At 49.3% G+C, this 21,988-nt stretch carries 25 protein-coding genes and 1 pseudogene; 9 read left to right on the top strand and 17 right to left on the bottom strand.

Annotated features, from left to right (window positions below):
* Positions 1–19: 19 nt before the first annotated feature.
* The 8 genes from mvhA to MTCT_RS05255 form a co-directional block, all read right to left on the bottom strand.
* Positions 20–1,438, bottom strand: a complete 1,419-nt coding sequence (gene mvhA, locus MTCT_RS05220; RefSeq protein WP_048175707.1) for a F420-non-reducing hydrogenase subunit MvhA — start codon at positions 1,436–1,438, stop codon at positions 20–22.
* Positions 1,439–2,365, bottom strand: coding sequence for a F420-non-reducing hydrogenase subunit MvhG (gene mvhG / locus MTCT_RS05225; RefSeq protein ID WP_048175708.1), 927 nt, complete (start codon positions 2,363–2,365; stop codon positions 1,439–1,441).
* 12 nt (positions 2,366–2,377) lie between these two features.
* On the bottom strand, positions 2,378–2,803 hold the full coding sequence (locus tag MTCT_RS05230; RefSeq protein WP_010876760.1) for a hydrogenase iron-sulfur subunit: 426 nt from the start codon (positions 2,801–2,803) through the stop codon (positions 2,378–2,380).
* Positions 2,804–2,973: 170 nt separating this feature from the next.
* Entirely contained in the window at positions 2,974–4,491 is a 1,518-nt protein-coding gene (gene hmdC, locus MTCT_RS05235) for a 5,10-methenyltetrahydromethanopterin hydrogenase cofactor biosynthesis protein HmdC (RefSeq protein ID WP_048175709.1), read from the bottom strand.
* A gap of 116 nt (positions 4,492–4,607) precedes the next feature.
* Positions 4,608–5,018 (bottom strand): hydrogenase iron-sulfur subunit, encoded by a 411-nt coding sequence (locus MTCT_RS05240; protein ID WP_048175710.1) that lies wholly within the window; start codon positions 5,016–5,018, stop codon positions 4,608–4,610.
* A 76-nt stretch (positions 5,019–5,094) separates the two neighbouring features.
* Positions 5,095–6,243, bottom strand: a complete 1,149-nt coding sequence (locus MTCT_RS05245) for a Coenzyme F420 hydrogenase/dehydrogenase, beta subunit C-terminal domain (protein WP_197538718.1) — start codon at positions 6,241–6,243, stop codon at positions 5,095–5,097.
* Positions 6,239–7,270, bottom strand: coding sequence for a formate dehydrogenase (locus tag MTCT_RS05250; RefSeq protein WP_048175712.1), 1,032 nt, complete (start codon positions 7,268–7,270; stop codon positions 6,239–6,241). Before MTCT_RS05250 ends, MTCT_RS05245 begins: the two co-directional genes overlap by 5 nt.
* A 3-nt stretch (positions 7,271–7,273) precedes the next feature.
* On the bottom strand, positions 7,274–7,633 hold the full coding sequence (locus MTCT_RS05255) for a hypothetical protein (protein WP_048175713.1): 360 nt from the start codon (positions 7,631–7,633) through the stop codon (positions 7,274–7,276).
* Positions 7,634–8,257: 624 nt separating this feature from the next.
* Here MTCT_RS05255 and hmd point away from each other — a divergent pair.
* The 9 genes from hmd (at position 8,258) to MTCT_RS05300 (ending at position 15,666) form a co-directional block, all read left to right on the top strand.
* Complete coding sequence (gene hmd, locus MTCT_RS05260; protein ID WP_048175714.1) at positions 8,258–9,292, top strand: 5,10-methenyltetrahydromethanopterin hydrogenase; 1,035 nt, start codon at positions 8,258–8,260, stop codon at positions 9,290–9,292.
* Positions 9,293–9,396: 104 nt separating this feature from the next.
* Positions 9,397–10,428 carry a 5,10-methenyltetrahydromethanopterin hydrogenase cofactor biosynthesis protein HmdB gene (hmdB, locus tag MTCT_RS05265; RefSeq protein ID WP_010876767.1) on the top strand — a complete coding sequence of 344 codons (1,032 nt, stop codon included), beginning with the start codon at positions 9,397–9,399 and terminating at the stop codon, positions 10,426–10,428.
* A gap of 14 nt (positions 10,429–10,442) precedes the next feature.
* Positions 10,443–10,913: a DUF3236 domain-containing protein gene (locus MTCT_RS05270; protein WP_048175715.1), complete on the top strand. Its 471-nt coding sequence runs from the start codon at positions 10,443–10,445 to the stop codon at positions 10,911–10,913.
* An 82-nt stretch (positions 10,914–10,995) separates the two neighbouring features.
* Complete coding sequence (locus MTCT_RS05275; protein WP_048175716.1) at positions 10,996–11,772, top strand: SAM-dependent methyltransferase HcgC family protein; 777 nt, start codon at positions 10,996–10,998, stop codon at positions 11,770–11,772.
* A complete protein-coding gene (locus MTCT_RS05280; RefSeq protein WP_048175717.1) occupies positions 11,759–12,463 on the top strand; it encodes a Nif3-like dinuclear metal center hexameric protein in 705 nt (234 codons plus the stop codon). The genes MTCT_RS05275 and MTCT_RS05280 overlap by 14 nt, the downstream gene beginning before the upstream one ends.
* 37 nt (positions 12,464–12,500) lie before the next feature.
* A complete protein-coding gene (locus MTCT_RS05285; RefSeq protein ID WP_048176641.1) occupies positions 12,501–13,154 on the top strand; it encodes a thiamine biosynthesis protein ThiF in 654 nt (217 codons plus the stop codon).
* Positions 13,151–13,624, top strand: a complete 474-nt coding sequence (locus tag MTCT_RS05290) for a FeGP cofactor biosynthesis protein HcgF family protein (RefSeq protein ID WP_048175718.1) — start codon at positions 13,151–13,153, stop codon at positions 13,622–13,624. Before MTCT_RS05285 ends, MTCT_RS05290 begins: the two co-directional genes overlap by 4 nt.
* A 72-nt stretch (positions 13,625–13,696) precedes the next feature.
* Positions 13,697–14,452 carry a Fe-S cluster assembly ATPase SufC gene (gene sufC / locus MTCT_RS05295; RefSeq protein ID WP_048175719.1) on the top strand — a complete coding sequence of 252 codons (756 nt, stop codon included), beginning with the start codon at positions 13,697–13,699 and terminating at the stop codon, positions 14,450–14,452.
* Entirely contained in the window at positions 14,434–15,666 is a 1,233-nt protein-coding gene (locus tag MTCT_RS05300) for a SufD family Fe-S cluster assembly protein (protein WP_048175720.1), read from the top strand. The genes sufC and MTCT_RS05300 overlap by 19 nt, the downstream gene beginning before the upstream one ends.
* 122 nt (positions 15,667–15,788) lie before the next feature.
* Here the strand turns inward: MTCT_RS05300 and MTCT_RS05305 are convergent, their stop codons facing one another.
* From MTCT_RS05305 to mtrA, 9 genes and pseudogenes are all read right to left on the bottom strand, one after another.
* Positions 15,789–16,055, bottom strand: a complete 267-nt coding sequence (locus MTCT_RS05305; RefSeq protein WP_048175721.1) for a PRC-barrel domain-containing protein — start codon at positions 16,053–16,055, stop codon at positions 15,789–15,791.
* Positions 16,009–16,641, bottom strand: coding sequence for a TIGR00454 family protein (locus MTCT_RS05310; protein ID WP_048175722.1), 633 nt, complete (start codon positions 16,639–16,641; stop codon positions 16,009–16,011). The genes MTCT_RS05305 and MTCT_RS05310 overlap by 47 nt, the downstream gene beginning before the upstream one ends.
* Position 16,642: 1 nt before the next feature.
* Positions 16,643–18,127 carry a methanogenesis marker 14 protein gene (locus MTCT_RS05315; protein ID WP_048175723.1) on the bottom strand — a complete coding sequence of 495 codons (1,485 nt, stop codon included), beginning with the start codon at positions 18,125–18,127 and terminating at the stop codon, positions 16,643–16,645.
* Between the two features lie 136 nt (positions 18,128–18,263).
* Positions 18,264–18,695 (bottom strand): universal stress protein, encoded by a 432-nt coding sequence (locus MTCT_RS05320; RefSeq protein ID WP_048175724.1) that lies wholly within the window; start codon positions 18,693–18,695, stop codon positions 18,264–18,266.
* Between the two features lie 5 nt (positions 18,696–18,700).
* Positions 18,701–19,656, bottom strand: a pseudogene (locus MTCT_RS05325) (calcium/sodium antiporter).
* A gap of 182 nt (positions 19,657–19,838) precedes the next feature.
* Complete coding sequence (gene mtrH / locus MTCT_RS05330; protein WP_048175725.1) at positions 19,839–20,771, bottom strand: tetrahydromethanopterin S-methyltransferase subunit H; 933 nt, start codon at positions 20,769–20,771, stop codon at positions 19,839–19,841.
* A gap of 15 nt (positions 20,772–20,786) precedes the next feature.
* A complete protein-coding gene (gene mtrG / locus MTCT_RS05335; RefSeq protein WP_048175726.1) occupies positions 20,787–21,047 on the bottom strand; it encodes a tetrahydromethanopterin S-methyltransferase subunit MtrG in 261 nt (86 codons plus the stop codon).
* Positions 21,047–21,253: a tetrahydromethanopterin S-methyltransferase subunit F gene (mtrF, locus tag MTCT_RS05340; RefSeq protein WP_010876782.1), complete on the bottom strand. Its 207-nt coding sequence runs from the start codon at positions 21,251–21,253 to the stop codon at positions 21,047–21,049. Before mtrF ends, mtrG begins: the two co-directional genes overlap by 1 nt.
* 12 nt (positions 21,254–21,265) lie before the next feature.
* The gene (gene mtrA, locus MTCT_RS05345) at positions 21,266–21,982 is read right to left on the bottom strand and encodes a tetrahydromethanopterin S-methyltransferase subunit A (protein WP_010876783.1); all 717 of its coding nucleotides are present in this window, start codon (positions 21,980–21,982) and stop codon (positions 21,266–21,268) included.
* Between the last annotated feature and the right edge of the window lie 6 nt (positions 21,983–21,988).

Below are 21,988 nucleotides of genomic sequence, written 5' to 3' on the forward strand. Positions count from 1 at the left end.
TACCACCTTTCTGGTGAAATTAGATCCTTTTTACAAGGTCGCCTTCACTGTCGTATACTTCCAAGGTGGCAAGTCTCATCTGACTGTCAATGGTGTGTGTTGCGCAGGAGAGACATGGGTCGTATGCCCTTATAACCATCTCCATGAGGTTGAATATCTTATCATCCACTTCAACGCCAGGTTTGATGTAGTCCTGGGCAACCTTCTGGATACCCATCTCCATGGCAGGGTTGTTCTGGATTGTTGCAACCACTATGTTTGCCCTGGTGATGAGGCCGTTTTCATCGCAGGTGTAGTGGTGTGTGAGTGTTCCCCTTGGCGCCTCAACTATACCCACACCGTCTCCAGCCTGCCTTTCAAGTGAATCAGGGAACTTCTCTCCTGATAGGTCTCCTTCAAGTGCATCGGCTGCACATTCAGCACATGCAAGGAGTTCTATGAGCCTTGCCCAGTGGTAGAGTAGTGTCTGCTGTGCATATCCGAAGTTTTCCCGGAATTCCTTGAAATGTTCCTGTGCCTTTGGAGCTGCATCAGGCATCTTGTCTGCAACGTTGAGCCTTGAGAGGGGTGAGACACGGTATACGCCGTCCGGGTATCCCAGGTCCTTTATGTATGGGAACTTGAGCCATGAGTAGGGCTTAACATGTTCAGCGATTGTGTCAGCGTAGTCTGCAGGTTTGAATTCCCTGAACATGTTTCCTTCCTTGTCCTTTATCCTCACCACACCATCATAAACGTCCCAGACACCATCCTTTACAAGACCTGTGTGGTAGGTCTCGATGTTACCAAGTGAGTTCACGAGGTCAATGTTTTCCTCGAAGATTGGAACTGCCAGTTCAAGGGTTGCCTCTGCCAGTTCAACGTTTCTCTGGGCCTTCTTGAGGAGGTCCTTCTGTGTTTCATCGTCAAGTTCTGTTGAGATACCGCCAGGTGTTGATGATGTTGGGTGGATAGGTCTTCCACCGGTGGCCCTTACCAGTTCAAGGGCGTTTTTACGTAGTTCTATGGCCTGAAGAGCGATATCAGGGGCATCCTTTATAATCTGGAAGACGTTCCTTGTCTTTCTGTCCTTACCTGCTATGAAGTCAGGGGCTGCCAGGAAGTAGAAGTGCAGACCATGGGAGTGCATGTATGAACCCCAGTTCATGATCTCCCTCATCTTGTAGGCTGCAGGAAGGACATCCTCTGGTTCAAAACCGAAGCATGCGTCAACAGCCTTGGCTGCTGCCAGGTGGTGCTGCACGTCACAGATACCGCAGATCCTTGGAACTATCCTTGGTGCTTCCTCTATTGGTCTTCCCTGGAGGAACTTTTCGAACCCGCGGAACTCCATTACATGGAGCCTTGTGTCTTCAACATTACCTTCATCATCAAGGTGTACGGTAATCTTGGCGTGACCTTCTATACGGGTCACAGGTTCCATTGTGAGTTTAACCATCTATTTACCCTCCTTCTTTATTTTCATTGGTATGAGTGCTGCTGGAAGTGTGAAGGTGTAGAATGTTCCAACAATGTCGTCCAGCTGTTCAGCCACTTCCTCAGGGTCGACGGTTTTGTCCTCTTCGACCTTGTAGTCAGAGGCAATAGCACTTATCATCTTGGCGCCCTGGTCCTCGACACGTGCTGTTGGACCGTAACAGCCACGGCAGGGTATGGCTATGCTTGGGCATTCGGCACCGCAGATGGACACTGTTGCAGGGCCCATGCATATGAGTCCCTGTGGTATGAGACAGAGATCGTCTTCTGGTTTTCCAACCTCGAACTGTCTCTTTATGAAGTCCATTGCAAGGCCTTCTGGTGGTTTTTCCCTTGGACAGACTTCGCAGAGGTTTGTTTCTGGAAGTTCTATTTCTTCACCTGTTAGAAGTGCCATTACCGCTTCCGCGGCAACATCTGACCTTGGTGGGCATCCTGGAACTTCAAAGTCAACATCTATGACTTCACCCAGGGGTTTGACCCTTCCCTCAAGGTGGGGCACATCTTCAGATGGGATCACGCCCTCCTCGTTGGGTGTTGTGATTGAGTTTATGTAGGCCTCCTCAATAACTTCATCCTTGTCCCAGAGGTTCCTGAGACCGGGTATGCCTCCGTAAACTGCGCATGTACCGTAACTTATGACGAACTTGGCCTTTTCCCTGAGTTCCTCGGCAAATTCCCTGTTTTCATCGTTGACGATTCCGCCCTCGATGATGACGACATCGAGTTCAGGGATTTCATCGTACTTTGTGTCCATTAAAACAGGGCTGAATTCAAAGTCCGCGTGTTCCATAACGTCGAGAAGCTTTTCATGGAAGTCTGCAATGGACAGGTGGCAGCCGGAGCATCCTCCAAGCCACATTGTTCCTATTTTTATCTTTTCAGCCATTCGAAATCCTCCTTATGCTTCAGCTAGCTGTTTTTTGATTGGTGATGGGCCAAGGTCCTTTATCCTGTTAACCATCATCTTAACTGTTTCGGCGAATTTTTCACCCTCTGATGCTGATATCCAGTCGTGGTGGATTCTTTCCCTGCCAATTCCAAGCTCATCTGCCAGTTTGTAGATCAGCCTCATTCTCCTGTCAAGCTTGTAGTTTCCTGCGTCGTAGTGGCAGTCACCATGGTGGCATCCGGTTACAAGGACACCGTCAGCGCCTTCCCTGAATGCCTTGAGAACGAACTGTGGTTCTATCCTTCCGGAGCACATCACACGGATAACCCTAATGTTTGTAGGGTACTGCATCCTTGCTGTTCCCGCAGTGTCGGCTCCACCGTAGGAACACCAGTTACAACAGAACATCACAATTTTTATGTCATCTTCAGCCATAGAGTTTCCTCCTTGCTTTTGGATCGTACTATAATTGTACTTGGTATATGGTTGAGGAGTGGGAAGTATAAAGGTTACTTATGAAACAATTTCGAAAATTTTATATGTGTGGTTAAAATTTTTATTATTTTTAATACCGTCCACCTTCCACCAGAAGGCTTTGATGAACCCTACACCAGCGTCACCGCGTCCCTGAATTTTCCGGAAATTTTTGCAGATATCTGGGGGATGGTGGTGGATACTATTGATGAATCAGCCGAACTGTAGGCGCCCTCATCATCAGAGTTTCCCGGGTGAACATCTGTCCTTAGCTCTGATCTCAGATTATCAACCGTCACCTGCTCAACCCATGGGTCCCTGTCCACAATGACGAATTCATCCACAAGACCATCAAGTTTATCTGCAATAACCCATGAGACGAACCTTGCGCCGAATATGGCAACCCTTCCCTGGATATCACCATCCTCAGCCATCTTCACAAGTGCATTCACATCCCGCTTCACCTCCACCCGCTCATAGATGGGTGTTGATGGAAGGCATGCCCAGTGGGCGTCGCCAACGTAGGTGTAACCCAGGGTCCGTGGATAGACATTTTCTGTCCCTGAAACCTTAACAGCCGCTGCCAGGGCCTCCAGCTGGGCCTTCTGTATGGGTACCGGTGTGAGGCCAGGTTCAACCTCCTCCCTCATTATCTTCATGACCCTTGGAAGACCGAATCTGCCCCTCCTGGCTGTGCCCGGACTGTATCCACACATGTAGCCGTGGTGGTTCTTGGGGAATCCTGTTATGATTGCATTGAGGCCCGCCCTGAGGCCTACGCGGCACTCATCCTCGTATGCTCCATTTGTTGCAACTATCTTTCCAGGGGTGAGTATCCTTGCCGCTGCAACTGCACCTGCAAAGGCATCAAGCCTGTCCCCTGCAAGGTTAAAGGGGCCTCCCTCAATCACAAAGACATCGACGCCCATCTCAAGTCCTGCCTCAAAGCCTGATATGAGGTCATCGTATCCATCACCGACAAACATTATGGCCTCAACGCCCTTCCCATGTTTTCTGGCAAGTTTCAGGACTTCCTCAGCCTCCTCAAGGGGTGCTGCGTGGGTTTCAGCCCCCTGTACAGGTGTCAGGTTAACTGCAACAGATGAAGAGAGTTCAACCCATTCATCCCTGTCAGGTAGCCCCTCCCTTTCCCTGTCAAGGAGCCTTGCATGTATTCTCTCCCTTGGACAGCCCTCGAAGGGTGGCCCCTCGAGGTAGCACTGGCCGCCGCACCCTGTTATGGATCTTGGAAACCTCATTGGCCCGTATCTTCCGAAGTGGTCAAGGTCAAGGGGGACCTCCGTTGTTTCCCTCACCTCCCTCATGAGTTCCACGGGTCTCATACCATAGCTCTCAGCTATATCTGCAAATGCATAGGCGCATACATGTATGGTTGCCCCTATGGTGTCAGAGAGCATGCAGTTTCCCATGAGGTCAATCTTTTCAAGGTCAGAGGCACAGGTACCCACAATGAGCTCTGTGAGGTCACAGCCCAGGGGGAACCTCTTGAAGGTGGCTCCAAGTTTAATCTTATCGTCCCTGGAGAGGTCAGAAACAGCATCCACGACCTCTGTAACATCCCTGTCCATTTTCATGATTTCCCAGGCCATCCCTGGATCATTCACAGCTTCCCTGATTAATTCATGCATATTGTTTCACCTTCAAAGTCACTGTAATTCACTATGGAAGGGATGTTAATTTAAGCTTTGATAAAAGTGGTGGGTTAATAAAAATGCAGGGAATGGGTTCATATTTTAATACCCCTTTACTTCCCTGCCCTCCTCAGCGGCCCCAGTGACTTCACTGTTTCATAGAATTCCTTCATTGTCCTCTGGAACTTCTCACCCTCTGATGCCGATATCCACTCCCACCTGAATCTCCCCTTCTCAATACCAAACTCTGGCAGTATATCCTCTATGAACTGGGCCCTCCTCTTCCACTTGTAGTTTCCAGAATCATAGTGGCAGTCCCCTATGTGGCACCCGCCAACAAAGACTCCGTCTGCACCATCACGGAAGGCCTTAAGTATCATGGAGGCATTGACACGACCGGAACACATCACCCTTATTATTCTGACGTTTGGAGGGTACTGCATCCTTGCTGTTCCCGCAGTGTCGGCTCCACCATAGGAGCACCAGTTACAACAGAATCCCACTATCTTTGGCTCGAAACTCATACCATCACCTCAGAATCAATTCGCAGCAGAATCCGGCTATCCTGGCTCTAAAATCATTGGAATTCATATAATCACTCTAATCCTTCTCTCCACTGTACATCGGTGGCAGTTCTTCGCTCACACCTGCCGTGAAGCCTGTTCTGTCACGGTATTTCCTCTGTATTCTGTGGTAGATCCTTGCTAGGGGGATGTCCATGGGGCATACATCTTCGCACTGTCCGCAGTTGATGCAGCTGAAGCCCATATGTGATAGTCTGACACCCTGGAATGTCAGGGGGTCGGGGGCTTTTTCATCTGGCTCCCGGAGGTAATCCTTCTCAAGTTCGCATTCCCTGCAGAAACATATTGGGCACAGATCCCTGCATGCGAAGCAGTTGATGCAGCGTTTCCAGTATTCATCCCAACCATCTAGAGAAGGGTACTCATCCTCCAGATACTTGTCCTGGAACTTCCTGGCCATCTTAATCATGGCATTTTCAATTTTCTCCCTGATCTCTATCATCTTCATTGGTGGCTCTTTGACCTCGAGGTAGCCCTCCCTGCGGGCTCCCTCGATGATTTCCTCGCCCCGATCTGTGTTGACCTCGATGAAGGTCCATCCCTCCTCTGCACCCCAGTTTCCGCATGCAATGTCTGCATTCCTGGGCACCATCAGCTCGCATCTCTGGCAGTTTTCCCTTCTTCCGAAGCCCTCCTCCTCAAGGTAATCGATTGATATTTCCTTATGACTGCCATCCTTTAGCTCGACCATGAATTTGCCCTTATCTATCTCCTCCCTGACAACGTCATCAGGGTCTATTTCATAGAAGGTCTCTATCATTTCCCTTGCAGACACCGGGCTGAGGGTGCCTCCACAGTTCAATCCTATCATGTACACCCTCTGGGGATCAATCTGGTGTCTCTTTTCAAGTTCCTTTATTGCCATTGCATCGCATGGTTTAACCGCCACTGCCAGGCGCATATCATTCAGGTACCTTGATATGAGATCTCCGAACATGGTCGGTGCACAGTGCAGTGAGCCGCAGGTTGATACTATCTCATCTGAGTCCTCCAGAAGGACCGGGATTCCATCGTAGATATCATCTCCCCTTTCAAGTGTCAGGACTCCGTCCACGATCTCCCTATCAAGCATGTATTTGAATATGGCGGTTACTGCTCCGCCACACTCTCCCCTTTTCTGAATTTCCTCGTCGGTGGCCCTTGCAAGAATGTATTTCATTTCAATCACCCAGCCTCTCGAGTATTCTGTCAAATATTTCACCGTCTGCGAGAACCCCCTCAGGTTCCGGTAGTGCAGGTTCCAGTTTTACAGTATGTCCTGTTGCACTGGTGTACGATCCACGCTTTTCGCACCAGGCAGCGGTTGCAAGGAAGATGTCAGGAACTGCACCTGAAGTTTTTATTGACTGGAGGGCGAATGATCCCTTAACATCCAGGGGTTCTGCGGCTGCACCCGGGTCAATGAGCCACAGGGATTCAATTTCTTCATGGTCACGGAGGGGTGGTATGTGCTGCATCACACCCCTGGTGTTGAAATCCTCAAATACTGGCAGAACCTCAGCCCCTGTTTCAGCTGAGGCCTCCAGGACATCGTCTATCACATCCGGGATTTCAGCTGTAATCATTATGAGGTCTGCTGGAAACTCCCTGAGTTTATCTAGAAGATCTAAATTATCTGAAAAGGTCAGGTGGGAGCTGGAGTTCATGGCCGTCCTTGTTATCTCCCTCCTATCGTACGATCGGACCTCTGCACCACCATCCATGGCCTGGAACATCCTCCTTGCGAGGAGGGGTGCGCAGTTCATTACGTCACCAATGACTGCAATATTATCATAGTCCCTTATTTTCCTCACATCTATTTCTGGATAATCGAATTCTGGAAATACGGTTATAAGACCGTATTTTTTTGCATCAACTCTTTCTATGATCCTTTTGAGTTTAGCTGCCTCCTCATCTGTCATGGTGCCTGTTGTGAGTATGGCTGTCTCCGGTGAGGAGATCATCTCTGTGAGTCCATCAAGGGCCTCATCCCAGTCTGCACCCTTAAGGTTTCCTGATTTTTTAACTGCAGGGGATGTCATTCTATCCTTTACTGGAATCTCATAGCATTCCCTTCCCCTTCTGCATGTCTTTCCCTCGTTTATGATGTGTCTCCTGTAGGGGTAGGTCCCTGCCGGGGATCCATCCACTTCTATAATGTTCACCCCACATCCTGCGCTGCAGGAGGGGCATATGGTGTGTTTCACCATCATTTTCTACACCTCCAGATTCTTTACTTTTCTCTGAAACTCATCGATGCTGACAAGTTCATTCTGGACGCTGATCGTCCTGTCACGTGTTATGTTGAAGAGTTCAACCATGATATTCAGTCCAGAGTCCAGGAGAACCTCTGAAAGGTTTTCCGGGAGTTTCTCGGAGTTCTCAAGGACAACCTTTCCTTCTATTTTAAAATTTAAGGGTATTCCATTGAGAGATTCCACATAGAATGTGTATCCGACCGAATCCTTCTCGAAATTTGTGTAGTCAATTTTCCAGTCCATGTCAAGGCTCAGGGTACACGATTTTGGATTTTTTCCAGGCCGAAAAAGTCCAATTTTCTGAATCTGAATCTCCATGCTTTCACCACAACCTCCAGTTTTATCGTGTTTGTCATAATTATCTGCTAACAAGTATTACATATATAAATGTTCCTAAAATTTAAAAGGCATGTGAACCATTGTAATTACATGAAAATCACGATAAAATCCAATTTTAATCATTTAACCGTTTTAAATCCACAATAATCTAAAATTATGGCCATGCGGCCCTAATAGGCCCACAGTTAATATTCTGGCAGAAAATTATAATTCATAATAAATGCTTAGTTTTTAATATTTAACCTTGTTTGTACTCTGATCTCTCAGAACAACCAGCACCATGCCATTACAGAGTTAAGGGCAGCCTTCCAGTTAGGACCACTGGATTGAAGCAGCCCAGCCACAGACCCATGATATTAATATCTTAATAATTTTGATTATTCTCATATAATTATTATGTGAGTCATGAATGGCAACGGCTTCCCAAAGGAGGATAAAATGAAGACATGGCTTAAATTGGCTTACCTGAAATTGCCAAAGCTGAATAAATTCTCTTTATAAGTTTTTTGGTTTGAAAATTATCAAAAAATATATTTATAGTGGAAACCGATTAATCTGTACTACTAATAATGTGAGTAGTATTACAGAAATGGAGTGATAGATATGAAACTTGCAATACTAGGTGCAGGATGTTACAGGACCCACGCGGCCAGTGGAATAACAAACTTTTCCAGGGCCTGTGAGGTCGCTGAAATGGTTGGAAAGCCAGAAATAGCCATGACCCATTCAACAATAACAATGGGTGCAGAGCTAAAGGAACTTGCAGGTGTGGATGAAGTCGTCGTTGCAGACCCTGTATTCGACAACCAGTTCACCGTCATAGACGACTTCGCCTACGAGGACGTCATAGAAGCCCACAAGGAGGACCCAGAAAAAATAATGCCACAGATCAGGGAAAAGGTCAACGAAGTCGCAAAGGAACTTCCAAAACCACCAGAAGGTGCAATACACTTTACACACCCTGAAGACCTTGGATTCGAAATAACAACAGATGACAGGGAAGCTGTGGCAGACGCAGACTTCATAATGACCTGGTTCCCAAAAGGTGACATGCAGCCAGACATAATCAACAAATTCATAGACGATATAAAACCAGGCGCCATCGTCACCCACGCCTGCACGATTCCAACCACCAAGTTCTACAAGATATTCGAAGAGAAACACGGCGACCTTGTAACCAAACCTGAAACACTCAACGTAACATCCTACCACCCAGGTGCCGTACCCGAAATGAAGGGCCAGGTCTACATTGCAGAGGGTTACGCCTCAGAGGAAGCCATAAACACCCTCTTCGAACTCGGACAGAAAGCAAGGGGCAACGCATACAGGCTACCAGCCGAACTCCTCGGACCTGTATGTGACATGTGCTCAGCCCTCACAGCAATAACCTACGCTGGTATACTGTCCTACAGGGACTCAGTTACACAGGTACTCGGCGCACCCGCAGGTTTCGCACAGATGATGGCCAAGGAGTCACTTGAACAGATAACAGCCCTTATGGATAAGGTTGGAATAGACAAGATGGAAGAGAACCTCGACCCCGGTGCACTTCTGGGTACAGCTGACTCCATGAACTTCGGAGCATCAGCAGACATACTCCCAACCGTCTTCGAAATCCTCGAGAAGAGGAAAAAATAAACCTAGGAAAATCCCAGAAAAATTTATTTATTTTTTTATCCAAGTAATTTTTACACTTCAATTTACTGACTTTTCAATCCCAAGCAGCTGAAACTGGTGTTAAATTGATAGATAAAATACTGAAAAAGGCGGCAGAAGGGTACCAGCTCCAGGATGGAGAGGTTATCCAGTTATTCAGAATAAGAGAATCCGGGGATCTTGCCAGTCTCATGAAAACAGCCTTCAATATAATGCGTGAAAACCGCGGCTCTGTGAAGCTGACATCCACAGTGCACATAACAAACATGTGCCAGGTCAGGCCACGGTGCGGTTACTGTGGATTTGCTGCAGGCACATCAAAAAATGGTTACTATAACTCATTCTTCAAAACTGATGATGAGATCCTTGAAGCCGCCCTCATAATAGAGGAATCAGGAATACCCAGGGTCAGCTGCTCAGGTGCCCATGGATTCAATGGTGAGCATGCCGTGAAGGCTGCCAGGATAGTTAAGGAGAACACATCACTTGAACTCCTCATAAACGTTGGATCTGACCTCAACAGGAGTGCCACAGAGAAACTTGCAGACTACGGGACAGACACTGTATGCTGCAACCTTGAAACCACCAACAGGGAACTTTTCAGCAGTGTTAAACCCGGTGAGAGAATCGAGGACAGGATCAGGGTCTGTGAAATGGTTTGTGCGGCAGGTATTGAGCTCTCAAGTGGCCTGCTCATAGGTCTTGGTGAAAGCTACGCTGATCGCCTGGAGCACCTTAAGTTTCTATCTAAATTTGAAACCCTTGGTGAGATACCCATAATGGGATTCAACCCCTACCCTGGCACTCCAATGGAGGAACATCCGCCCTGCCCCCTGAGTGAGCAGATGAAGACCATAGCCATTACAAGGATCCTCTACCCTGACATAAGGATAACAGTTCCAACACCCACAATAGGGCCCGAGAATGTCAGGTTTTCCCTGATGGCCGGGGCCGATAACCTCGCAACTGTTATACCAGACGGCTACCCCCATGACGTTAAGGGTGTGGGGTCCCCCCGCTACGGGAACCTCAGGGACGTCCTGAAGGTTGTGAAGGAAATGGGACTCAGGGCCCAGTTAAAACCAGCCCCCTCAGCCGAGGGAGTGGCTCTGCTCTGATTGGGGGTGTTGAAATGCTTGAGGACCTCATAGGTAAAGCCTACCTTGAATCTGCAGAGGACAGACGCCGCGGGGACAGATCCGAAGAGGTTGAGGCCATAAGGGAGTACATAAGGAGTGCCCGCAGGACCGTGGTCCCCAACTGGAATGCTGAGAAGGTTGATGCAATAAACGATGTCCTCAGAAGTTTCAATCTGCGGGAAGCCGAACACCTTCAGTTCAACACCAACTGGGCAGACCTCACCAGGATGCCAGCACTCACAAAGGCCCTCATGGCGCTGGACATCTCAGGTGCGGACCTTGTAATTGCCAGGGGGAGGCTCGGCGTCCCTGGTTCAGGGTCCCTCCTCGTTATAATGGACTCCAGGGGACGCCTGCTATCTGCAGCCATGTCCCCCCCACATGTAATACACAGCATGGAAGTGAGAGAGGCTGTCCGGTCAGAGATGACCCATGCACTTGAGAGGATAGGGTTTAAAAGATAAAGACCCCCATCAAAGAACAGCAGAGAAAAACAGGCCCATAAACCAGTATGAACCATAAATAACAGGAAACAGCTGATCAAAAATGAAACCCCCTGAAACAGGCATAACAGAAACCGTGAAGACCTTCTTCTCATCCCTCACAGTTGGTGACATAGTAAGAGGGATATCCCATCTCAAATCCTCTGCAGTCACTGGGTGGCTCGATGATGCCAGATTTGAACCTGAAAATGCCCTGATTATAGGATCATACTTCACAGGCGCCGCGATCTCAGGTGCCCTTGACTGCAGGGTTACAGTTGCAGATATAAACCCCCAGACACGTTTTCTCCTTAATGGAGATGTGGACTTCCGGGAGGGTATTCATGGACTGGATGGTGACTGGGACCTCATAGTTGATACAACCGGCATTGGTGGTGTAACCCCTGAGGAGCTCTCAGGTTTCACTGCAGGGGCCTTCATCGTTGAGGACCCGACCTCTGATGGCAGTGATGAAACAATAATGGGCTACAACAGTACCTCTGAACGGCTTGAGGCGGTTGAATCAGATCTGAAGGCCTCTCTCCGCACCCTTGGACTCGGTGCCAAGACCTCGGGCACAATGACCCTCACAGTCGAGGTTCTTCGAAGGTCAATGGCCGATGCCCTTGAATGTAGCGGAGTACTGTATGCAACCGCAACCCTGAGGTTCTTTGAGAGGATCCTCTTCAGAGAGAAGGACCCTCAGGGCTTCCTCAGGGCCCTTGAATCACCTGCCCTGACTGTATCGTCCCTGGGGGACATCAGCTGCGATGAGATAATTGAGGGGAACCTCGGAATGATAAGGTCGGAGGTTACAGAAGAGGACGGTGATAACAATTAGAATAGAGTCCTTTATCGAATTGATGGATAGGGTTGCCCCCCCTGAACTTGCCCTCCCGGGTGACCGGATAGGGTATCATGGCCCTGAAATCGAGGTTGAAGCTGTCCTCGTCCTCATGGATTACCTTGAGGATGTGGCTGTGGATGGCTACGACCTCCTGGTCCTCCACCACCCCCCGGAGGTTGAACCCCCCATCCCCTACCTCACAGTCCACTCCAACTGGGACGTTGCCGATGGAGGTGCCTGTGACGCCCTGGCAGATGCCCTGGGACTGGATGTTGAATCATTCCTTGACCCTGATACAGGTGTCGGCCGCATATGTAGGGCTGATCTATCCCTTGAAGAGCTCCTCGAAAGAACAGGGGTTCTTAATCCTGAGACCCTGCGGGTTGTTAATCCCCGTGAATACGTTGACAGGGTCGCGGTGGTTTCTGGCTTTGGACTCTCAGATAAATCACTCATAATGAGGGCCTGGAGTGAGGGTGTATCGGCGTACCTTTCAGGTGACCTCACCCATGGACCCGCCATCCTCGGGAGGAACATGGACCTGACACTCATAGATGCAGGTCACCATGCGACCGAGATGCCCGGTCTCCACAGACTCCGTGAGGTCATTGAGGATTTCGGGGTCATGGCGGAACTCCTGGATACTGGCACCCCCTGGAGTGAGTACAGGGCCGCCTACATTTAGGTACATGGAATGCATGAACTTAAGGGAAAGAGCGAAAATGGCGGTGATATTATTGGAGATCTCTGAACTTGAAGGGAAAAAGGCCCCCCGTGGGGAGGTAACCCTCGTTGGTGCCGGCAGGCTGGGGCTTCGAACAGCCCTCAACCTCATGCAGATACACAGGGGAGGCCCCGAGAGAATAAATGTGATTGATGGTCAGCGCGTATCTGCCGATGACCTCATATTCCGCCTCATGGGTGCCACGCCCGGCGAGTACAAGGTGAAGTTCATTGAATCACTTGCAACCCCTGGCTTCTCAAGGACGGTGAGGGGCATCCCCGAGTACATAGACCAGGACAACCTCCACCTCCTCGGGGGAGATGTTGTCTGTGTTGAGATTGCAGGTGGTGATACCCTGCCTGTGACTGCAGAGATAATAAAGTACGCCCAGAAAAGGGGTTCCGCCACCATCAGCACCATGGGAGTTTTCGGGATAGGTGAGGAGGAGGTGAATGCCATCAGTATAGAGGAGGCTGATCCCGGGAACCCCATAGTGGAGTACCTCCTTGATGAGGGCGTCACTGACCACTTGCTTGTGGGGACAGGAAAACTGATAAGGGACTGGGAGCCAGTAACTCCATACGTCCTTGACCGTGTATCGGAGGTTATGACTGCAGAGATACTCAAACTCCTCAGGAGGAAACTCGGATGATAAGGGTTGCGACTGCTGAGTGCTTCACCCATGGATTCGTTGCAAGGGAGATACACGCCTACTCCATGGGCTACCCTGGAGGCTACAGCTGGAGTGTGGACTCAGATGTGGTGCTGGTGGCAGGTCTCTTCATACCAACCCTCTCAGGTATACGGAGCATCCTCAAATTTGAACCCCCTGAACCCTCAGCCACCCTGAATGACATCAAGGTCTACACTGAAGAGGAGGATGAGAGGGTGGCCCTCATGATGGCAAGATCCGTGAGGGAGCTCACCTCCGCAGATCTGGGTATAGGTACTACCGCCGGTATCGGAAGGGGCGGCATTGCAGTTGTCTCAGAAAACAGGGAGGAGGTCATAAACTCCGATGTTGAAGCGGACCTCAGGTTCTCAGGGGCTGAGGAGATCCTCAGGAGACAGAGATCCGGTATACGGTGCGCACTTGAACTCCTTGAGTCCTTCCTAGAATAGGATTGCCATGGGAATCTATTTATTGTATCCTACGAATAATTTATTAAAAGGAAGAAATAGGTGGTGGTTTAACTGCTTCTTGAAATAACCGACCTTGCGGTTGAGGTTAGCGGAAAACAGGTCCTCAAGGACATAGACCTCTACATCGATAGGGGGGAGACACATGTCCTTCTCGGACCCAACGGTTCAGGTAAGAGCACCCTCTTCATGACGATTCTGGGTTTTCCAAAGTACAAGGTTACAAATGGTCAGATACTCTTCAAGGGTGAGGATATAACCGATCTGAGCACAACAGAGCGTGTGAGGATGGGTATAGGTGTCAGCTTCCAGAACCCCCCTGCAATAAGGGGTGTGAAGCTCATGGACCTCCTCAAGGTTGAATCTGGTATGGAAACAGAGGAAGAACTGACACCCGAGCTGCGGGGACTTGCAGCCAAGATGAAATTCGATGAGAGCTTCCTTGAGAGGGATGTAAACCTTGGATTCTCAGGTGGTGAGGTTAAGAGATCCGAGATCCTCCAGTTAATGGCCCAGAAACCTGACTTCATAATGTTCGATGAACCGGATTCCGGTGTTGACATTGAGAATGTGGAGCTCCTGGCGGAGGAGATCAACGTGCTCCTTGACAAGGACAAGAAACCCGGTCTGAGGAGGAAGTCAGGACTCCTAATAACCCACCTGGGATACATACTGAACTTTGTAAGCGCTGATACCGCCCATGTGCTCATGGATGGCAGGATAGCATGTTCAGGGAATCCACAGGAGATAATTGAGGATATAAGGAAGGACGGATTCAAGGGGTGTGTTGAATGCTGCGGGATACACTGAAGAAGGCTGAGAAGGCCAAGGAAAAGAAGGCCCTCTACGGTGAGGACATCGACCTTGAAAAATTCATAAAGGAGGAGGCCGGTGAACACGAGGAGGTGACAAGGGCCAAGGAGGTCCCCAAGGAGGTCCAGGAGACACTCCTGAGGGTCGGTGTTGACCCTGAGGAGAGGGAGAGGGCAGGTACCTTCATACAGGTTGACCAGTCAGGCATCTGCACAACCTGCGCCTCCGAGTCAATAGAAATCATGGGAATGAATGTCGCCCTCGATAAGTACAGCTGGCTGAAGGATTACATGTGGAAGGCAGTTGCCGTTGACACCGACAAGTACACCGCCACCACAGCCCTCAGGGAGGCTGAGGGTGAAATGGGTGGTTACTTCATAAGGTCAAAGCCGGGTGCACGTGAGGTGTTCCCCCTACAGGCCTGTATGTTCATAGGTGATGAGAGGGTTATGCAGACAGCCCATAACATCGTAATAGCTGAGGAGAACTCTGAACTTCACATAATCACAGGCTGTGCAACAGGAGAGGATGTGAGCTCAGCCCTCCATGTGGGTGTATCCGAGTTCTACCTCAAGAAGGGGGCCAGGATAACCTTCACCATGGTCCACAACTGGGCAGAGCAGGTTGAGGTGCGCCCCAGGACCGGTATAATGGTGGGTGATGACGCCACCTACATAAACAACTACATACTGACAAGTCCTGTGAAGAGCATCCAGTCCTATCCAACAGCCTACTGTACCGGTGAGAACTCAAGGGTCGTCTTCCAGTCCATCCTTGGTGGTCAGAAGGACTCTGTGCTTGACATGGGCTCAAGGGTCATACTTGAGGGCAGGGGATCCAGTGCCGAGATGGTCTCACGTGCTGTCTCCAAGGACTCATCCCAGATATATTCGAGGGGTCACCTTGCGGGGCGGGTCCCTGAGGTTAAGGGTCATCTTGAATGTCACGGTCTTGTGCTCTCAGATGACTCAATGATATACGCTGTCCCTGAACTTGAGGGTAGCGCCACTGAACTCGAGATGTCCCATGAGGCCGCTGTCGGTAAGATAGCCGAGGAGGAGGTCATGTACCTCACCTCAAGGGGTCTTACCGAGGAGGAGGCAGCATCCATGATTGTGAGGGGCTTCCTGAGTATGGATATAACCGGCCTTCCACCCGAACTTGCGGCTGAAACCAAGAGAATGCTGGATATGAGCCTCAAGGGCATGTAAATCCGGCGAATTTTTTTATTTTTTAATGTGGGATGAAAGCTTCCTTAACTGAAAGAAAAGTTCAATTACAAGCCTCTACTCTGAGGATATAACCCTGGAAGGATAATTAGAGGAAAAAATAGTTATTCTGAGATTATTATGAATTCACCGACCTTTTCAACCTTCCCGAATGGTACCAGGAGGTAGTCGCCCTTCTTCTTGGCCCCCTTGACTGTCACGTTTCTACCACTGTCCACCTTGATAACCACGTCGGTTATCTTACCTGTTTTATCGTTGATTATGAGTTCTTCAAGCTCCCCCAGGATGCGTGCATTGTTGGTGGCGACCTGGTATCCCTTTATCTCACTCCAGTACTTCTCTTCCCCTTTTATGAGCTTCTTCTCTTCCATCAATCTCACCTAAAATCTTCTCCAGAACCTTCAAATCCCTGCAGCTATTTATGTTAACCGCGAGCTCCAGCATGGAAGCCTCAAGGATCCTCTGTTCTTGTACTCTGTTTTTACTCATTAATATATTTACCCCGCAGGGTACTAATCCATCCAGGGACCCTGAGAAATCAAGTCCATGCCTTCTGCACAGGTCCTCTGGTACTGCGACACACATGGCAGGTTCCGGGCATGAATGGTAGCTGGCTATTATCCAGTCAATGGTTGATGGCCTCACAAGTGGGAGGTCAGAGTTGATGACAAGGAGGGGCTCATGGTATGAGTCCTCAAGGTGTGAGAGAACCTCCCTGAGATCCTCCACATAACCTCCACCCGATGCTCTGAATATGGGGTGCCTTCCCCTAACATGATCCTCTGTCAGGGGGGTGTGTGGGCTTGTTACCACGATTATCCCATCAACACCGGTGGCAGACTCCAGGGCCTCGAGGACATGGTCTATCATGGGTCGTCCTGCTACCTCAAGGAGGGGCTTTTCACAGTCGATAGCTAGCCTTGTGCCCCTTCCACCTGCCATTACAAGTGCCATCATCCTATTCAATCCATTTATCTTCCTTTCTTGACTGCAACTTTCTCCTCATTCCGAGGATGCACGGGCCGTTCTGCCTTCCTCCCAGGGGGGTGTGGGGTGTCCCCATGGAGTTCATGCACCTTGCCATGACCGCTGCACCCATGGCCAGGGCATCTGAGACAAATATACAGTCCCTGAATCGGTCCTTCACATATTCAAGTATTAGACTGGGCTTTGTGCCTGTAATTCCGGCCCTGCCTGTGACACCGAGGACCGAACCCTCCTCAATGACACCCTCCTCGAAGGCCTCATCTATGAGCCTCTTTGCTATGAGTGCGCTGACATGGTCCAGTGTTGCAAAGAGGGTGTGTATACCATCCTCCTGGTATATGCTGTGACCGATTTCTGTTAGTTCAGGGAGCTTATCACCATTTTTACCTGCGTCACATCCTATGAGTGTGGTGCCTGCGCTGTAGGCGGCCTCTGTATCCACGGGGACCGTTCCGAATCTTTTTCTGTTTGCAGGGACCTTCCGGATGTCGATTATTTCATCATGTATCCTCTCGGCATGCCTCCTGGCCTTCTTCCAGTCGGCCCCCTTGAGGATGGATTTCTTGTAGAGGTCCAGTGCTGCTCCGCCCCTGCAGTCCACCATCTCGGTACCCCTGATTATGGCGTCCGGTATTGCGCCTGCAAGTCCGCAGAAGTTTCCAACGGTCCTTGCGTAGGGTTCATCTGCATTGACTATTCGGCCTGCCAGGGTTGTTCCAAAGTCCAGGGAGACGCAGGGGTTCCTGTAGTCCACATTTGTCCACTTTGAACCGACCTTGATGCCTGCTGTTACAAGTTCTCCCTCCATCTCGTTTGCAACAACCTCCCTGCCCGTCGGAGGTATAACGCTTGCCACTGCACCGTCGAATATTACACGGTCGAGGTAGCAGAATTCTCTGAGGCGTTCGGGGATGTTTTCCTTTGAGAGGGCGGGCGCCATCTTCCTGGGAGGTATACCTGCTGCAAGGCAGCCGTCTGCCAGGGCTATTATGAGTTTACCCACCTCCTCGGGTGACCCGAAACCTGCTGTTACACCGGTGGATCTTACAACAAAGTCGAGGTCCCTTTCAATGTCAACCTTTGCCCTTCTGAGGGATTCAAGTATCGTGTCTCTTACAAGTTCGGAGACAGCCTCCTTTGTGAGCTCAACACCCCAGACTGTCTTGCCAAAGACCTCCTCTCCCTCCCGTGGGGGTCTTATGTCACGGGTCATCTTGACGGTCTTGTCAAGGAGGTAGGTCCTGCTGGTGTTGAGGTTGGTGGCTGTGAGGATGCACTTTGTTGTTGTGTTGCCGAGCTCCACTGAGGCAACAATGTAGTATACATCCGGGCGCATTGAGTAACCTGACCCCACCGTCTTCTTGGTAAAGGGTGCTGTTTTAGTATCCTCTATTGTTATGAATCTGCTTTTTGCTATAATGGGCTTGGGACCGAATAATCTGCTCAAAAATGACAAATGATTACCCCCTGATTTAATGTAATATTGTATCTGGGGAGTTAATATAAATCTTATGAATAGGGCCAGATGAAAAAGAATAAAAGGTTTAAAGGGGATCTTCACCCTAGAAAGTCTGGTGGGTGAGGGTTTGTTGTTAGACTGTCCTCACCAGGTGAATTGTGCAGGGTGCGTAGTGTACCACCTTCTCTGATACACTTCCAAGGAGGTGTTTGTCAACCAGGCTCTTACCTGTACCCATCACTATGACGTCGACATCCTCCTCCTCTGCAACTTTAACTATCTCATCTGCAGGGTCACCCTCACGCATAACAGCCTTGAAGCTGACATTGGGGTTTTCTGGGCCTGTGAGCCCCTTTTCCATGTCCCTCAGTATCTCATTACCCCTCTGGGTCAGCTCCTTAACCATCATCTCCTTGACCTTCTTGGGTGTGAGGAATGGTACCGCCGTGTCAACCACGTATAGGCATATGACCTCTGCTTCCCTCCCATGGAGGAGGTCGAGGGTGTGCTCTATGAGTTCATCCATGTATTCTCCCATTGTTGGAACCAGAATTTTCCTGTACATTTCAATCACGCCAGCACAAAAAGTCTCATAATAACATATGATATGTACACTGCAAGTAAAACTATGCCGCCACTCCTCTTAAGTTTCATGTCCCCTTGCCTTATAAGGAGGACAAGGAGCACAGTGACAAGTATCATCACCGGCGCATCAAAGGTGAGGGACAGTCTCTCGACGGGTACAGGTGCTATGAGGGCCGGTACACCTATGCCCACAAGTATGTTGAAGGTGTTGCTTCCAAGGACTGTGCCTACTGAGAGTTCATGGAGCCCCTTCACCGCAGATGACAGTGTGACCACGAGTTCCGGTATACTGGTGCCTATGGCCAGTGTGAAGAGTCCCATTATCATGGCAGGTATCCCTGCGATGTCTGCCAGTTCAACTCCGCTGTACACAAGTATCCGGCAGCCTATAACAAGACCTGCGAATCCCAGGACTGTGAGAGCAAGCTTTTTTAGGTCAAGGGGTTCTCTTTCATTTTTACCTGAATTTTCATCTGAATAGGTCTTCTGGGCCTTTATGAGGCGCCAGAGATAAACAGCATAGGTTAGGACCATTACAAGTGCTGCAATTTTACCTATATTTCCGAAGAACATGAAAAATAGAAGAATCAGGCCCGTTACAAGGGTTGCGCTGAAATCCCTCTTAAGACCGTCGGCGTTGGTCTCTATGATCCCTGCCACCACAGAGGATATCCCCAGGATTCCTGCAATGTTCCATATGTTTGAGCCTATAACACATCCCACCCCTATATCTGTACTCCCGGACAGGGATGCTATGAGGGCTGAACCGAATTCAGGGAGGGATGTCCCGATGGCAGATGCAGTAACACCGAGTATGACCTCAGATATCCCAGGGAGGATCCAAGGTCAACCAGGTTATCAACGAATAGATCTGCAGATTTTATAACCAGTATCAAGGAGGCCACAAGGCCCACTATGAGAATCAATACCCTTTCAAGCAAGTTATCACCACTGAAGAATTTTCTTCAATACCCTCAAGACCAGTATAATAATTGAATACCGGCACTTAAAAGTTTGTGTCGGAAATATGTTGCCGTTTTCTTGTATTTAAAGATTGTTATAATAAAAATAAAGAGATTAGTATTAAAGCTATTGGAAAAAAAATTAAATGGTTTAACTGCTCCTAGAGCAGTTTGAAGAATGGGTGATCTTCCACTGGTTCTGTGCCTATGTCCTTGGCTGCTTCACTTATGAATATGTCAGCCATTGCACAGGCAGGGAAGGCCATTTTGGCGTTTTCTATTGGACCGTAGAGGACGAAGTCACCACCGGCCATCTGCTGGATCAGGTTGGATCCAACGTCACAGACAGGCCAGGCCTCCTTGTGGTCCTTCTTGTATTCACGTAGCCAGTCCCAGGCTGATGGCACGTTGTGTATACCACTACCAACAGGGTAACCCCATTTGCTCTTGACTGCAAAGGATGTCCTCACAGCCACACCGGCACCCTGACCGAGTGGTGTTACAGCCACGTCCATGAGGTACTTGTCGATACCACACTCGGCAGCCATTTCAAGAAGACCCTTGTCTATTGTGCCTGCACCGTCTTCCCAGATTCCAATCTTACCATCAACTGTGGGGTCCATTGGGTTGAACCCGAGGACAATTGAAGCTGAGAGTTTTGTTTCCTTGAGGGCCTCAAGTTCTGCCTCATCAGCGGCCATGTTGACTGAGTTGTAGATTGCCCTGTCCTCAAGTCCAACTTCACTGGCGTAGTTAGCACCTGCGATCCTTGCCTCACCGGATGTTGAGTCTATGAAGAATGGTGCGTCTGTCACATCACCCACAAATTCGAGGTACTTGACAATTGCTTCTGGTGTCTGACCGAAGGTCTGGACGATGTGCGGGTTACCTGTGACATCAGACATCTCTTCCTGGGTCTTTATGAGGGCTTCTGCCTTGTCCTTGTCAAAGACACCTGCCTTCTCATCCTCGATGATGTTGTGTCCACCATAGAATATTGTTCCTGCTAAGACAGTTGGGTACTCTCCTGGCTGACCACCAATTTTGGTTCCAGCTATATCCAGTACGATCTGTTCCTTATCAAACCTAAACATATGTAAACCTCCAAGTTATAGTCCGAATAGGGATTTTAAAAGTCCTTTTAACAGTCCTGCAAACAGTATGTTTGTTACTGCAAGGATAATCAGACCTATCACAATACCATATAAAATACCTATATCTCTACCGATCTGCTGTCCTATTCTCTGTGAATATTCACCTACGGTGAATTCCACCTTCTCCTCGATCTCATCGAGCCTCTCGTTCGCCTTGTTGAATTCATCAGCAGAGACAAGTACGCGGGGTATTGTGGTTTTATCTTCCTCTGACATCAGATCACCCCTAATATGCTCATCATTGCAGGTACACCTACAAGGAGGACAGCCAGGAGGAATCCGATGGCTATACCTGAAATCCTTGTGGCTATCAGACCTGCGAATAACCTGCCATCTCTACCGATGAGCTGGTTCCGGTATTTTATGTCCTCTACAACACGCTTAATGCCACGTATATTCGGTTTGTTGGATAGTATAATCATCTGGAAGCCTCCCTAGACCAGTAGCAGTATGCCCAGTGTCAGGGTAAATGCAAGGCCTATCATTATACCCTGAACCTTACCTGAGTACATACCTGCGAACATTCTGTTGGTGGAACCTATCATTTTAACCTGTGTCTGGATGTTCCTCATCCTGGCCTCTATGAGTGCTGTTTCTGGTGCCACAGGTTTGACTTCTTCGCCTTCCTCTTCTTCTCCGCCTTCCTCTACCTTTATGACCATTGCCTCTTCTTCAAATGCACCGGGGTCCTTTTCGATGCATTCCTTGACCTTGGCCTTGATGGCGTCGGCATCCTCAACGTCTATGAGGTTGACGATTTCCAGCTGTTTCTGGAACCTCTCAATACCCTCGTCTGGTATGTTCTCTATGTAGGGAATGGCACCGGTTGCACCGATGATGTTCCTCTTATCAGGGTCCACACCGTTCTGGTGGAGTGCCTCTATACTCTGCCCTGTGATGTGTCCCTGGACCTCTGAACCGCAGAGTATGAGGAATCTGATGTTGGGGTTGGATATGAGGTTGGCGATCATCTTTTCGATACCGAGGTTCTCTGTCTTGCATGGCCCTGCAATGGCAGCGCCGGCCTCCACTGGCACGTCTTCTATGTGTGAGGCAAGGGTGGTGGCAGCCACAGGACTTTCGGGGTCACCCACAATGTAGTCCCCGTTGACCACAGGCCATCCTTCAGCAGGTGATTTCTTTTCAACCACTCATAA

The sequence above is a fragment of the Methanothermobacter sp. CaT2 genome (genome assembly GCF_000828575.1).
GTDB lineage: Archaea > Methanobacteriota > Methanobacteria > Methanobacteriales > Methanothermobacteraceae > Methanothermobacter.

Bases quoted from the DNA above. Each gene is read 5' to 3' on its own strand.
- mvhG (WP_048175708.1), bottom strand. From the start codon at position 2,365: ATGGCTGAAAAGATAAAAATAGGAACAATGTGGCTTGGAGGATGCTCC.
- mtrH (WP_048175725.1), bottom strand. From the start codon at position 20,771: ATGTTTAGGTTTGATAAGGAACAGATCGTACTGGATATAGCTGGAACC.
- MTCT_RS05275 (WP_048175716.1), top strand. From the start codon at position 10,996: ATGAAACCCCCTGAAACAGGCATAACAGAAACCGTGAAGACCTTCTTC.
- MTCT_RS05290 (WP_048175718.1), top strand. From the start codon at position 13,151: ATGATAAGGGTTGCGACTGCTGAGTGCTTCACCCATGGATTCGTTGCA.
- mtrF (WP_010876782.1), bottom strand. From the start codon at position 21,253: ATGATTATACTATCCAACAAACCGAATATACGTGGCATTAAGCGTGTT.
- mtrG (WP_048175726.1), bottom strand. From the start codon at position 21,047: ATGTCAGAGGAAGATAAAACCACAATACCCCGCGTACTTGTCTCTGCT.
- MTCT_RS05250 (WP_048175712.1), bottom strand. From the start codon at position 7,270: ATGATGGTGAAACACACCATATGCCCCTCCTGCAGCGCAGGATGTGGG.
- MTCT_RS05240 (WP_048175710.1), bottom strand. From the start codon at position 5,018: ATGAGTTTCGAGCCAAAGATAGTGGGATTCTGTTGTAACTGGTGCTCC.
- MTCT_RS05230 (WP_010876760.1), bottom strand. From the start codon at position 2,803: ATGGCTGAAGATGACATAAAAATTGTGATGTTCTGTTGTAACTGGTGT.
- hmdC (WP_048175709.1), bottom strand. From the start codon at position 4,491: ATGCATGAATTAATCAGGGAAGCTGTGAATGATCCAGGGATGGCCTGG.
- MTCT_RS05285 (WP_048176641.1), top strand. From the start codon at position 12,501: ATGGCGGTGATATTATTGGAGATCTCTGAACTTGAAGGGAAAAAGGCC.
- MTCT_RS05270 (WP_048175715.1), top strand. From the start codon at position 10,443: ATGCTTGAGGACCTCATAGGTAAAGCCTACCTTGAATCTGCAGAGGAC.
- mvhA (WP_048175707.1), bottom strand. From the start codon at position 1,438: ATGGTTAAACTCACAATGGAACCTGTGACCCGTATAGAAGGTCACGCC.
- MTCT_RS05320 (WP_048175724.1), bottom strand. From the start codon at position 18,695: ATGTACAGGAAAATTCTGGTTCCAACAATGGGAGAATACATGGATGAA.
- MTCT_RS05300 (WP_048175720.1), top strand. From the start codon at position 14,434: ATGCTGCGGGATACACTGAAGAAGGCTGAGAAGGCCAAGGAAAAGAAG.
- MTCT_RS05310 (WP_048175722.1), bottom strand. From the start codon at position 16,641: ATGATGGCACTTGTAATGGCAGGTGGAAGGGGCACAAGGCTAGCTATC.
- MTCT_RS05255 (WP_048175713.1), bottom strand. From the start codon at position 7,633: ATGGAGATTCAGATTCAGAAAATTGGACTTTTTCGGCCTGGAAAAAAT.
- MTCT_RS05305 (WP_048175721.1), bottom strand. From the start codon at position 16,055: ATGGAAGAGAAGAAGCTCATAAAAGGGGAAGAGAAGTACTGGAGTGAG.
- hmd (WP_048175714.1), top strand. From the start codon at position 8,258: ATGAAACTTGCAATACTAGGTGCAGGATGTTACAGGACCCACGCGGCC.